This is a genomic window from Longispora urticae, from assembly GCF_053902585.1.
On the sequence record NZ_JAQZSH010000003.1, the window covers coordinates 98,468 to 110,734 of the forward strand.

Here is a 12,267-nt window from a genome sequence, read left to right on the forward strand (position 1 = left end):
GGAGAACCAGCTGTGGCGATGCGTACTCCGATACCGAGGGTCAGCCGGCGTGGCCGACGCGTGATGGGCACCCTCGCTGTGCTGCTGGTGCTGATGACGGTCCTGAGTTGGGCGGTCGACGCGTACACGGACTGGCTGTGGTTCGCCGAGGTCAAGTACACCGGCGTGTTCCGCGAGGTGCTGACCACCCGGATCCTGATGTTCGTGGCGTTCGGGGCCGCGGTCGCCGCCCTCGTGGCCGGCAACCTGTTCCTCGCCTTCCGGCTCCGGCCGCTGCTGCCGTCGGGTTCGCCGGCGCAACGCGCCCTCGACCGGTACCGGATGGCGCTCACCCCCCGGATCCGCTGGGTGCTCGGCGGCACGGCCGTCCTGCTCGGCGTGCTCACCGGCCTGTCCGCCCAGGGCCACTGGCAGCAGTGGCTGCTTTTCCGCAACGGCGGCAAGTTCGACGTCGTGGACCCCCAGTTCAAGGTGGACCTCGGCTTCTACGTCTTCGAGTACCCCTTCTGGCGCTATCTCCTGGGCGTCGCCTTCACCACCACGGTGCTGTGCCTCCTCGGCGCGCTCGCCCTGCACTACCTCTACGGCGCGGTCCGGCTGGAGGGCGCCGGCGACCGGATGTCCGCCGCCGCCCGCGCGCACCTCACCGCCCTGGTGGCCGTGTTCGTGCTCCTCAAGGCCGTCGCCTACTGGCTGGACCGGCGCGGCATGCTGCTCGGCCAGAACCAGAGCACCGACGTGGCCGGCGCGGGCTACACGGACATCAACGCGCTGTTGCCCGCCAAGGAGATCCTGGCCTGGATCTCCATCGTCGTGGCCATCGCGATCCTGGTCTTCTCCAACGCCGTGATGCGCAACCTGGTCTGGCCGGGTGCCGCGCTCGCGCTGCTCGGGCTCGCGGCCGTCGCGGTCGGCGGCATCTACCCGGCGGCCGTGCAGGCCATCGAGGTCAAGCCGAACAGCCGGGAGAAGGAGGCCGACTACATCAAGCGGGCCATCGAATCCACCCGGTACGGCTACGGGCTCGACAAGGTGGAACGCAAGCAGTATCCGATCACGTCGATCACCCCACCGGCGGACCTGACCAAGGACCCCAGCATCACCAACGTCCGGCTGCTCGACCCGGCGGTGGTCTCCGAGACGTACACCCAGCTCCAGCAGGTGCGCGGGTTCTACGACTTCGGGGCGAAGCTCGACATCGACCGGTACACGGTCGACGGCAAGACCCAGGACTACGTCGTCGGCGTGCGCGAGATCAACCCGGCCAACCTGCGGGACAACCAGACCAACTGGCAGAACCGGCACACCGTCTTCACCCACGGGTACGGCTTCGTGGGCGCGCCCGCCAACAAGGTGGTCTGCGGCGGCCAGCCGTACTTCTCCTCCGGCTTCCTCGACGACGGGAAGAACTCCCAGAGCAGCGAGTGCGCCGACCGGGGCGACAAGATCCCGACCGAGCAGCCCCGGGTGTACTACGGCGAGCTGATGAGCGACTACTCGATCGTCGGCAAGGAGTCCGGCGGCAAGGACATCGAGTTCGACCGGCCGACCGCCGGGGAGCAGCAGACCAACTTCACCTACGCCGGCGCGGGTGGCGTGAAGGTCGACAACCTGCTGCGCAAGACGCTGTTCGCCCTCAAGTACCGCGAGGCGAACTTCCTGCTCTCCAGCGCCCTCAACGACAACTCCCGGGTGCTGTACGTGCGCAACCCGCGCGACCGGGTCGAGAAGGCCGCGCCGTTCCTCACAGTCGACGGCGACCCGTACCCGGCGGTCGTCAACGGTCGCATCGTCTGGATCGTCGACGGCTACACGACCTCCTCCACCGTGCCGTACTCGCAGAAGGTCAACCTCCGCGACGCGGCCCGCGACGCCCAGACCGGGGCCGGTACCGTCGCGCAGGCCCGCCAGGACGTCAACTACATGCGCAACTCGGTGAAGGCCACCGTCGACGCGTACGACGGCACGGTCAGCCTGTACGCGTGGGACGAGAAGGACCCGATCCTGAAGGCCTGGAACAAGGCGTTCGGCGGAAACGTGGTCAAGCCCAAGTCCGCCATCTCCCCGGAGCTGATGGACCACCTGCGCTACCCCGAGGACCTGTTCAAGGTCCAGCGCGACCTGCTGACCAAGTTCCACGTCAGCGACCCGAAGCAGTACTTCTCCGGCGACGACTTCTGGCAGGTCCCCGACGACCCGACCCACGACGCCAAGTCCCCCCAGCCGGCGTACTACCTGCTCACCCAGTTCCCCGGCCAGGACAAGCAGACCTTCCAGCTGACCGCCTCGATGACGCCGCGCAACCGGCCCAACCTGGCGTCGATGATGTCCGCCTCCTACACGGCCGACGGCACCCCGAAGATCGACCTGCTCGACCTCGGCAGCGTCCAGGGCCTCCTCGGCCCCGGCCTGGCCCAGCAGAAGCTCCTGAGCAGCCCCGAGGTGAACCGGGACATCGCCCTGTTCAACACACCACCCTCGAAGCTCATCAAGGGCAACCTGCTGACCCTGCCGATCGGCGGCGGCCTGCTCTACGTCGAACCGCTCTACATCCAGGGCGGCACCGGCGGCACCAACTACCCGCAGGCGAAGAAGGTCCTGGTCACCTACGGCCAGGGCGACTACGTCGGCTACGGCGACACCCTGGAGGCGGCGCTCGAACAGATCGTCCGCCAGGCCGCGGCGGGCCGTCCCACGACCCCACCGACGACCACACCCCCCACGACGGGTACGCCGACCCCGACACCCACCCCGGTGCCCCCCTCGGGTGACCTGGCGGCGGCCGTGGCCAAGATGCAGGCCGCGATCGACGAGGTCCGCCGCACCCAGGCCTCCGGGGACTTCGAGGCCTACGGCAAGGCCCTGAAGAACCTGGACACCGCGATCAAGGAGTTCGAAGAGGCGCAGAAGAAGACGCCCGCGGCCCGATGATGATGGCCCCTTCCCGCCTGTTCCTGGGCGGGGAGGGGCCGATTTGTTGATCCACACCCCATGGGCTACTGTTACTCAAGTCAGCGAGGAACGGAACGCGAAAGAATCGCTGAAGCGGCGCGGGGTGGAGCAGCTCGGTAGCTCGCTGGGCTCATAACCCAGAGGTCACAGGTTCAAATCCTGTCCCCGCTACCAAACGGAGAATGGTCTTCCAGGGAAACCTGGGAGGCCTTTTTCGTGTAGCCGGCATCACCTCCTCGCCCGTGCCCTGGACTCTTCACCGGCCGTGTGGAGAGGCGATCATGCTTTCGGGGCTGAGCCGTTGGACTTTGCCTGGCAGGATGTGGCGGCATGCGCACCAGACCTGGATTGATTGCCGTCGTCTCCACCACGGCAATGGTGGCCTGCATCGTTGCTTTCCTGTTCTACGTCACACTGTCCGAGCCCTTTCTTCCCGATGAGGACGAGGCGCTGCCGTTGCCCGCCGGCCTCACTGGTCAGAAGGAGAAGACCAGTGGACTGAACTGCGGGTCGGGTACGTGCAGTTGGCGGGTCACGGTGCGGAGCACGTCCGGTGCGTCGTCGACCCGGATTCTCGACCAGGTCCGCCAGCACCTGGAACAGCGGCACGGTTGGCGGCTCGACAGTGCCGGGATGGCCTGTCGGCCGAAGTCGTTCGTGGACAAACGGGAGGTCTGCGTGCAGGCTTACCGCGATGTGGACGACGACGTGATCATCGCCCTGTCGGGACACCGGGCGATCATCTAGCCAGGGGTGGCGCGTCCTTGTTCGGAGCAGGCGCGTCCGACCTCTGGCAGGTCCGGAGCCGCGGGGCCCCCTGCGGCAGAGCCCGTTCGCAGGAGAGCCCGCCGTTTGCGAGGCCTGCTGCGAGGCCCGGTCGCCTAGCTCAGCAGCTTGGCCTTCGCGGCCGTGAACTCCTCGGCGGTGAGCGCTCCGGAGGAGTGGAGCGCAGCCAGCCGCTCCAGCCTGGTCAGCAGGTCGTCGCCGGGCGCGGCAGCCAGCGCGGCCGGCGCGGGCGCGGCCAGCCCCTGTGGCACGACCCCCTGCGGCACGACCCCCTGCGGCGCGGCCCCCTGAGGCATGACCCCCACGTTCACCTGCGACGCCCCCGCCTGCCGGCGCTGGATCTCCAGCTGGTGGTGGAACTGGTGCGCCGTCGCCCGCGCCGCGTTGGCCTGCTGGATGATCGTCGTACGGACCTGCTCGGCGCCCCGGATGGAACGCAGCACCACGAGGGTCTGCCCGTACTTGTAACCCTTCGGGTCGAGGCGCACCACGAGGTCGGCGACGCTCCGCGCCCGCTGGGTCAGCGACTGCCGCAGGTCCACGTCGAGTACCGCCCACAGGGGAATGACCTCCGCCGTCCGGGACAGGACGCCCGCCTCGAAGTGCAGGCCGTCGCGGGTGAGCTTGTACGCCGCCGTGGAGAGCCGGCCGCCCGTGGCCAGGTTGGTCAGGTCCTCACTCTGGCCGGACCAGACGACGGTGGTGTCCGTGGGCTGCATCGACACGTGCTGGGCGTTCGGGTCGGGAAACGTCATGGTGAACCTCTGCGGAGTCGGTGGGGATCCCCGGGATCCTACCCGCGACCGTCGAGCCCCGCCGCCCACGAGAGCGAGCGCGATATGTGTCCATTGTGCACAGGCGAGCCCTACTCCTCGCCCGAGAACCGCTCCCATGCCGACTGCCGGCTCACCCCGAGCGCCTCCCGGATCCGGGTCCACGTCACCGACCGGCCCCGCGGAGAGGGCGGGTTCGACGGTGCGGCCGGACGGGCACGCTCAGGACGAATGGGTGTCGAGGAACGGGCGGACGGCGGCCAGGAACTCCGTGGGGCGGGTCGTGGGGACCTGGTGGCCCGCGCCCTCGATGGTCATCAGGCGCGCGCCCGGCACCAGGGCGACCAGATCGACATTCCATTCGGGGGTACCGGGCTCGTGGCGCCCCCGCTGACCAGCAGCGTCGGTACCGATGGTAGCTCCGGGGCGACCGGCCTACTTCTTCCTGCCGGACAGGCGGCCGGTCGCGAACGCGATGGCGACGACCGCGGCGCACACCACGAGGCCGAACAGGACGACCGCGATGTGCCACGGCTGCAACATTCCCATGTGAGACAGACCTCCATCAATGGTCCGACAATCGCATCAATCTACCGTGTCGGAGCGGTGACCGCTGCCCCGTCGAGGGTGCCCCGGCCGTGAGCTGGCGAAGGGCCGGCGGGGCTCTCGGAGTACCCGTCGGGTCGGGTGTTGAATTGAGTCCCGTTTGAATGGTTCTGTCCGTGAATCGTTTCGGCAATCCTGCAAGAAGCTGTCGTTTTCAAGCTTCGACAGAGCACTAACGTGAATATTCACTGATGGGCATACGTCTTGTCCTGGGGTCTCGGCGCTGCTAGAAAGGGCTCACCTAATTGGTATGGAGGTGGCCCATTGAAGGCTTCTCGTTGGCTCGTCGCCCTGGCGTTGTCCGCCGTCACCGGGGCGGGGCTGCTCGCACCCGGAGCGTCCGCCGAGCCCTCCGCCGGCGGCGGGTGGCAGCGGAACTGCCCGACCCTCGACCCCACCCTGGCCTGGTACGGGGCGAACCGGGCCCGGCTCCAGGAGCTCGTCGACACCTACGGCCGGTGTGGTCGGGGCGGGCGTCCCGTCGCCCTGTTCGACTGGGACAACACGGTCGTGAAGAACGACGTCGGGGACGCCACGACCTACTGGATGCTTCGGCACGACAAGGTTCGCCAGCCGGGTGATTGGAGCCGTACCAGTCCATTCCTGACGTCGGCGGCAACGGAGGCACTCCGAGGGGCATGTGGTGCGGGCGCCACGGGGACGCCGCTGCGGACCAGCGTGGACACCGCCTGCGCCGACGAGATTCTCGCGGTCTACGGCAGCGGCAGGACGAGCGCGGGAGCCACGGCCTTCGACGGGTACGACCACCGGCGGATGGAGCCGGCGTACGCGTGGGCGGCGCAGCTGCTCGCCGGGTACACCGAAAAGGAAGTCAGAGGGTTTGCCGCGGCTGCCCGGGAGGAGAACCTGGGTGCGGCCGTCGGAGCCACCCAGACGGTCGGGACGCACCAGGTCACCGGGTGGGTCCGGTACTACGACCAGCAGCGCGACCTGATCGCGGTCATGCGGCGCGCCGGGTTCGACGTGTGGATCGTGTCCGCTTCGCCGCAGCCGGTGGTCGAGGTGTGGGCGCGCGGCGTCGGGATCGGTCCGGGGAACGTGATCGGGATCCGGGGCGAGACCCGGCACGGCAGGCTCACGTACCAGCTCGGAAGCTGTGGCGGTGCCAGGGATGTCATCACCTACATCGATGGCAAGCGGTGCTTCGTCAACCAGGAGATCCACGGGGTGCGCGGCCCGCGCGCCTTCCAGAAGTACCGCAACAGTCACGTGTTCGCGGCCGGCGACTCCGACACCGACGTCACCTTCGTGCGGGACGCGACCGCCCTGCGCCTGGTGGTCAACCGGAACAAGGCCGAGCTGATGTGCCGGGCGTACGCGAATTCCGACGGGCGCTGGATCGTCAATCCGATGTTCATCGAGCCGAAGCCGGCCCGCCCGACCGCGTACCCCTGCTCCACCACCGGTTACGTCGACACTCTCGGCGTCCCGGGCCCCGTACTCGACGACAACGGCGCCGTCATCCCTGACCAGCCCGACAGAGTGAGTTGAGGAGTACCGATGGAGAGGCGTACCTTCCTGCGCGCCGGCGCGGCCACGGCCGGAGCCGCCGCCGCGTTCGCGATGCTGCCCGAGAGCGTCCAGCGCGCCATGGCCATGGCCGCCCCCACCGGGGGGCTGGAGGTCATTCAGCACGTGGTGATCCTGACCCAGGAGAACCGGTCCTTCGACCACTACTACGGTTCGCTGCGCGGGATACGCGGTTTCGGCGACCCGACCGCGATCACCCTGCCCACCGGCCGCTCGGTGTTCCACCAGCCCGACGGCTCGGGCTACGTGCTGCCGTACCCGGTGAGCGACCAGTTCATGCAGGGCACCGCGCACGACTGGTACACCGGGCACGACGCGTGGAACAAGGGCCGCTACGACGCGTGGATCGCGCAGAAGGGCAAGCGCACCATGGCCACGCACAGCCGCGCGGCGCTGCCCTTCTACTACGCCCTGGCGGACGCGTTCACCATCTGCGACGCCTACCACTCCTCGGAGATGGGCGCGACGAATCCGAACCGCACGTTCCTGTGGACGGGGAAGGTCGGCTACGAGCCCGGCAGCACGACCGTCCGGGCCACCGGCAACGCCCCCTACGGCAACGCCAACCACACCGGGTACACGTGGACCACCTACCCGGAGCGGTTGCAGGCCGCGGGGAAGTCGTGGCGGGTGTACCAGGAGTGGGACAACTACACGGACAACCCGATCGAGTACTTCAAGACCTTCGTGGACGTCGCGAAGAAGGCGCTGTCCAGGACGGGATACTCCAAGGTCGAGGCGTTCTACGACGCGCTGCGCGCCGCCTCCGCGACGAAACAGGCCACCATGCTGGCCGACCTGGCAACCGGCGTGAACACCCTCAGCGCGACGGAACGCGTCCTCTACGACCGGGCGCTGCGGCGCGAGCGCCCCGACCAGGTCCTGCCCGCGTTCGCCGCCGACGTCGCGGCGGACCGGTTGCCCGCGGTCTCGTGGATCGTCGCCCCGGAGCGGAAGTCCGAGCACCCCGTCTGGGGTCCCAACCAGGGGGCCGAGTTCACCAAGACGTTGCTCGACGCCGTCGCCTCCAACCCGACGGTGTGGAACAAGACCGTCGTCTTCCTCAACTACGACGAGAACGACGGGTTCTTCGACCACATCCCGCCGCCGGTCCCCCCGCTGGTGGGCGACGGCAGCGACGGGAAGTCCACGGCGCCGATCGGGGACGAGATCGCCGACGACGACAACGCTCCGATCGGACTCGGCATCCGGGTTCCCATGATCGTGGTGTCGCCGTGGAGCCGGGGCGGCAACGTGTGCTCCCAGGTGTTCGACCACACCTCCGTGCTCCAGTTCCTGGAGAAGTGGAGCGGCATCGCCGAACCGAACATCTCCCCGTGGCGGCGGGCCGTGTGCGGGGACCTGACCGCGACCCTGGACCTGGCGACGGCCGTGGTGGGCTATCCGAACCTGCCGACCCCGGTGCCGACGTCCGGCCCCCTCAACACGAACCCGGCACCGCCCGCGTCGCAGGTCCTGCCCGCGCAGGAATCGGGCACCCGGCCGGCCCGGCCGCTGCCCTACGTCCTCGGGGTGTCCGCCAGCGTCACCAGCGGCAGCGTGGCGCTGGACTTCGCGAACACCGGCGCCGCCGGAGCGCACTTCTACGTCTACGCCAACGCGTTCCGCACCGACGGGCCGTGGCGCTACACCGTCGAGGCCGGCAAGGCCCTGAGGGACACCTTCTCCGGGGGTACGCCCACGGGCGCGTACGACCTGACCGCCTACGGGCCGAACGGGTTCCTGCGCCGGTTCGCCGGCAACCGGGTCACGGCCACCACCAGCGGGAACGCCAACCCGGAGGTGACCCTGCGCCACGTACCCGCCGAGGGCAGGGTGTACCTGGACATGAGGAACAGCGGCACCAAGGCGTGCGTGGTGACGGTGCGCGCGAACCGGTACCGGACGGACGGGCCGTGGTCCTACACCGTCAACCCGGGCGCGACGGTCACCGACTCGTGGACCGTGGCCGCCGCCGCGCACTGGTACGACCTCACCGCGACCGCGAACACCACAGACGGGTTCACCCGGCGCTTCGCCGGTCACATGGAGAACGGGGCGCAGAGCACCAGCGATCCCGCGATGGGCGGTACGGGCACCGGATCCGGGCCCCTGCCCAGAACCGTGCGTTCGTTCGACAGCCAGGAGACGGCCGGCGAGAACGGGGCGGCGGCCAACGCGGTCGACGGCAACCCGGCGACGATGTGGCACACGGCGTGGTCGGCGGGCAACGCGCCACTGCCGCACGAGTTGCAGCTCGACCTGGGGTCCAGCCGCACGGTCACGGGGCTGACGTACCTGCCCCGCCAGGACGGGGGCGCCAACGGCCGGATCGGGCAGTACGAGGTCGCCACGAGTGCGAACGGCAGCACGTGGACCGTCGTGGGCACGGGCACGTTCGCCGACAACGCGACGGCCAAGACGGTGACCCTCACATCCGGTACGGCCCGGTACGTCAGGCTGCGGGCGCTCACGGAGGCCGGCGGACGCGGGCCGTGGACGTCGGCGGCGGAGATCACCCCGCTGGGATGGTAGGCGGGGCCGGGCTGTTCGGGTAGCCCGGGGAGTGAGCGGCGGGACGTCGACCGGGCCAAGCGGTCGGCGTCCCGCGTCCGTTGATGGGTCGGCCGTGGGGGCTGCGGGCCGTGGGTTGCGGCGGAGACGGCTGTCGGTCGCTGTGATGGTCGGGCGCCGGCTTGAGGACGCGGGCACCTGCCGGCTCGTTTCGGTGGCGGAGCGGCGGTTCGCCGGGGTGGGTCAGGCTGCTGTGGGGCCGCGGGGGTGCAGCTGGCCGGCCGTGAGGCCCGAGTGGATGGTGCGGGCCGTCTCGTGGCTGCCCAGGCCGCACTGCCGCGCCGCGGTGGTCAGCGCCGTCCGGACCGTGCGGGCGTCGAGCAGGTCCGCGCCGACGAGCTGGCCCAGGCGGAACGCCGCCACGTTCAGGGTGTCGTTGCGTTCGCCGGGCCGGGCGGCGGCGACCCGGCTGGCCTCGCCCTCGACGGCCGCTCGGACCCAGGCGGTGGCCTCGGGGTCCCGGGGCCGGGGCGCGCGGCGCGGAGCCTCGGGGCCTGAGGTGACCCAGACGCCGGGGGCCTGCGGTGGGTGTGAGGCGGTGGCAGCCTCGGTGCGGGTCGACGGGGAGGTGGACCGGGGGCCGGCGTGCCGCGACGAACCGCCCTGGCCACCTGTGGCCTTGGACGGCGGTCCTGACGTGCCGGGGGTCGCCTGACCTGGTCCCGCCTGACCCGGGGCCGGAGTTGCGGGCCCGTCCGGGGTGCGCGTGCCCGGCCCGGCGGGGCTGGACTGGGCCGGGTTGCGGCGGGGGGACGAGGCCAGGCGGAGCAGGCGCGGCGGGCAGGGTGGAAGAGGGAGTTCCAGCGGGCGGAGCCACTCGTAGAGGTGGCCGGACGCGTGCCGGGACGGCGGGGCGACCACGTAGCCGCCGACGCCGCGCCAGTCCACCCCGTCGAGGAGCCTGACCCGGTTGCCGCGGCCCGTGCCGGCCCACCACAGGTGCCAGCCGCCCGAACCGGTGCGGACGACGGGGCCGAGGGGGTGGCCGGCGAGGAGGCCCAGTACCACCGTGAACTGTCCTGGTCTGTCGATGTCGCAGACGTCGGCGAGGGTGCCGGTGCGCAGGCCGATGTTCGCGTCCGGCCAGCGGCGCCACCAGGCTCGGACCTGGGCCGGGTCGGTGCTCGCCTGGTGCAGGCCGCGCGGGAGGCGGGGGTGTTTGCCCGGGGAGGAGCAGTCGGGGCGGCGGCAGGAGCAGGCGGCACCGGCCGGGGTGTGCAGGGGGAGGACGGGGAGTCCGGCGGCCGCGTACTCCTCGGCGGCTTCGGCCAGGGTGAGCTCTGGTCGGCGTCCGGGGCCGCCGCCGGGCCATCGCCCGGGGCCGCCGCTGGATCTGTGGCTGGCGGACATGGACGCACCCGGCACGGGCTCACCTGGGGTGGGCTCGCCCGGCGTGGGCGCACCGGGCCTGGAGTCGTCGGGCGCGGAGGCCCAGGGCTCGCCGTGCCCGGGGGCGGGTGACCTGACGCCGGTCGCCCGGTCCGGCCACGTCTGTCGATCGCTCATCACGGACCGCCTTCCCGACGCCACGGGCGGTGCTCTCCGACGGTAGCGCGGATTCCACCGCTCCGGATAGACCGGGCGACACCAGACATGGACTGCGCATATCCGAAGTGGAGGGTGTGCCAAGTGTGCCCTCTGGCTGGTTCCGTGCGTGGCGTGGCGGGCCCGGGGGCGGCGGGCCCGGGGCGGCGGTGACTCTCTCGCGGATCGGGCGGCGGGAGTTGACGGAAGGTGGCTCGGCTGGATCCGGCGCGCGGCATCCCGCGAGGTTTGTCAACCAAAGTTGACGACGAGAGGGTTGTCAACTAAAGTTGACGCATGACGGAGCCGAAGGAACTCGCCACAGCTGCCAGCGGAGCCGACGCCCGGGCCGGCCTCAAGGCCGTGCTCGCCCTGCGCCGGCTCGCCGAGGCGCTGGAGAACCTTCAGGTGGACAACGCCCGGCGGCAGGGCTGGTCCTGGCAGGAGATCGCCGACGCGCTCGAGGTGAGCAAGCAGGCGGTGCACAAGAAGCACTCCGGCCGGCCGGTGGCTCCGGGACCACCGAGTTAGGCGCCGGCGGGGCGCCGAGCCCGGGCGGGAGGCGAAACTGCGGGCGCGGCTCGGCCACCCCCGAGCCTGGCGTGACCCGCGAAACCGCCCACCCACACGACGGCCCACCCGCGAATCCGGTCACTCACGAGTCGCCGGTTGGCGGGACGTACATCCGCTCACGATCCAACGGGAGGAACGATGTTCGAACGGTTCACAGTCCAGGCCCGCGCGGCGGTCATCCGGTCCCAGCAGGAGGCCAGGGAGTTGGGCGCCGCCAAGGTCGGCACCGAGCACCTGCTGCTGGCGATGCTGCACCCGGAGGCCGGGCTCGCGTACACGGTGCTCAGCGCGGTCGGGGTCGAGAGGGAGCGGGTCCGGGCGGAGGTCCGCCGGCTCGGCGCGCCCCGGCTGCTCGGCGACGAGGACGCCGCCGCGTTGCGGGAGATCGGGATCGACCTGGACGCGGTCCGGGCCCGGGTCGAGGAGACCTTCGGGGCGGGGGCGCTCCAGCCGCCCGAGCCGGAGCGGCGGCGGGGGTTCCTGCGCCGCAAGGACACGGGCCACCGGTGGTTCACGCCCCGGGCGAAGAAGGTGCTGGAACTGTCGCTGCGGGAGGCCCTGCACCTCGGGCACAAACACATCGGGTCGGAGCATCTGCTGCTCGGGCTGGTGCGCGAGGAGCAGGGGCTGGCGGCGCGGATCCTCACCGACGCCGGGGTCACCCTCGACGACCTGCGCACCCGGGTCGTGACGGGCCTGCGCGACGCGGCCTGATCCCCGCCCGGGGGAGGTTGCGCGACCCGGACCGGGTCCCGCCCGGGGGAGGCCGCGCGATGCGGCCCGGGTCCCGCCCGGGGGAGGCCGCGCGATGCGGCCCGGGTCCCGCCCGGGGGAGGCCGCGCGATGCGGCCCGGGTCCCGCCCGGGGGAGGCCGCGCGATGCGGCCCGGGTCCCGCCCGGGGGAGGCCGCGCGATGCGGCCCGGGTCC

Annotated in this window: 9 protein-coding genes and 1 tRNA gene; 7 read left to right on the forward strand and 3 right to left on the reverse strand. The window is 71.0% G+C overall.

The window, feature by feature from the left end:
* Positions 1–63 precede the first annotated feature (63 nt).
* The 3 genes from PT931_RS02090 to PT931_RS02100 all read left to right on the forward strand — a co-directional run bounded on the left by PT931_RS02090 (position 64) and on the right by PT931_RS02100 (position 3,699).
* Positions 64–2,931 carry a UPF0182 family membrane protein gene (locus PT931_RS02090; RefSeq protein ID WP_456243999.1) on the forward strand — a complete coding sequence of 956 codons (2,868 nt, stop codon included), beginning with the start codon at positions 64–66 and terminating at the stop codon, positions 2,929–2,931.
* Between the two features lie 118 nt (positions 2,932–3,049).
* A tRNA-Met gene (locus PT931_RS02095) sits at positions 3,050–3,126 on the forward strand.
* Positions 3,127–3,282: 156 nt separating this feature from the next.
* A complete protein-coding gene (locus tag PT931_RS02100; RefSeq protein WP_456244000.1) occupies positions 3,283–3,699 on the forward strand; it encodes a hypothetical protein in 417 nt (138 codons plus the stop codon).
* A 134-nt stretch (positions 3,700–3,833) separates the two neighbouring features.
* On the opposite strand, the gene PT931_RS02105 is transcribed toward PT931_RS02100, so the two are convergent.
* Entirely contained in the window at positions 3,834–4,493 is a 660-nt protein-coding gene (locus PT931_RS02105) for an SHOCT domain-containing protein (protein WP_456244001.1), read from the reverse strand.
* A gap of 240 nt (positions 4,494–4,733) precedes the next feature.
* Positions 4,734–4,847, reverse strand: a complete 114-nt coding sequence (locus PT931_RS02110) for an alpha/beta fold hydrolase (RefSeq protein WP_456244002.1) — start codon at positions 4,845–4,847, stop codon at positions 4,734–4,736.
* A gap of 534 nt (positions 4,848–5,381) precedes the next feature.
* On the opposite strand from PT931_RS02110, the gene PT931_RS02115 reads away from it, so the two are divergent.
* Together PT931_RS02115 and PT931_RS02120 are read left to right on the forward strand one after the other, a co-directional pair.
* The gene (locus PT931_RS02115) at positions 5,382–6,629 is read left to right on the forward strand and encodes a haloacid dehalogenase-like hydrolase (RefSeq protein ID WP_456244003.1); all 1,248 of its coding nucleotides are present in this window, start codon (positions 5,382–5,384) and stop codon (positions 6,627–6,629) included.
* A 9-nt stretch (positions 6,630–6,638) separates the two neighbouring features.
* Positions 6,639–9,203: a phosphocholine-specific phospholipase C gene (locus PT931_RS02120; RefSeq protein ID WP_456244004.1), complete on the forward strand. Its 2,565-nt coding sequence runs from the start codon at positions 6,639–6,641 to the stop codon at positions 9,201–9,203.
* A 222-nt stretch (positions 9,204–9,425) separates the two neighbouring features.
* On the opposite strand, the gene PT931_RS02125 is transcribed toward PT931_RS02120, so the two are convergent.
* On the reverse strand, positions 9,426–10,592 hold the full coding sequence (locus PT931_RS02125; protein ID WP_456244005.1) for a bifunctional DNA primase/polymerase: 1,167 nt from the start codon (positions 10,590–10,592) through the stop codon (positions 9,426–9,428).
* Positions 10,593–11,063: 471 nt separating this feature from the next.
* On the opposite strand from PT931_RS02125, the gene PT931_RS02130 reads away from it, so the two are divergent.
* Together PT931_RS02130 and PT931_RS02135 are read left to right on the forward strand one after the other, a co-directional pair.
* Positions 11,064–11,297: a helix-turn-helix domain-containing protein gene (locus PT931_RS02130; RefSeq protein WP_456244006.1), complete on the forward strand. Its 234-nt coding sequence runs from the start codon at positions 11,064–11,066 to the stop codon at positions 11,295–11,297.
* A gap of 180 nt (positions 11,298–11,477) precedes the next feature.
* A complete protein-coding gene (locus PT931_RS02135) occupies positions 11,478–12,053 on the forward strand; it encodes a Clp protease N-terminal domain-containing protein (protein ID WP_456244007.1) in 576 nt (191 codons plus the stop codon).
* The last annotated feature ends 214 nt before the right edge of the window (positions 12,054–12,267 follow it).

Coding starts and splice junctions, on each gene's coding strand:
- PT931_RS02120 (WP_456244004.1), top strand. CDS start 6,639: ATGGAGAGGCGTACCTTCCTGCGCGCCGGCGCGGCCACGGCCGGAGCC.
- PT931_RS02100 (WP_456244000.1), top strand. CDS start 3,283: ATGCGCACCAGACCTGGATTGATTGCCGTCGTCTCCACCACGGCAATG.
- PT931_RS02130 (WP_456244006.1), top strand. CDS start 11,064: ATGACGGAGCCGAAGGAACTCGCCACAGCTGCCAGCGGAGCCGACGCC.
- PT931_RS02090 (WP_456243999.1), top strand. CDS start 64: ATGGGCACCCTCGCTGTGCTGCTGGTGCTGATGACGGTCCTGAGTTGG.
- PT931_RS02105 (WP_456244001.1), bottom strand. CDS start 4,493: ATGACGTTTCCCGACCCGAACGCCCAGCACGTGTCGATGCAGCCCACG.
- PT931_RS02135 (WP_456244007.1), top strand. CDS start 11,478: ATGTTCGAACGGTTCACAGTCCAGGCCCGCGCGGCGGTCATCCGGTCC.
- PT931_RS02125 (WP_456244005.1), bottom strand. CDS start 10,592: ATGTCCGCCAGCCACAGATCCAGCGGCGGCCCCGGGCGATGGCCCGGC.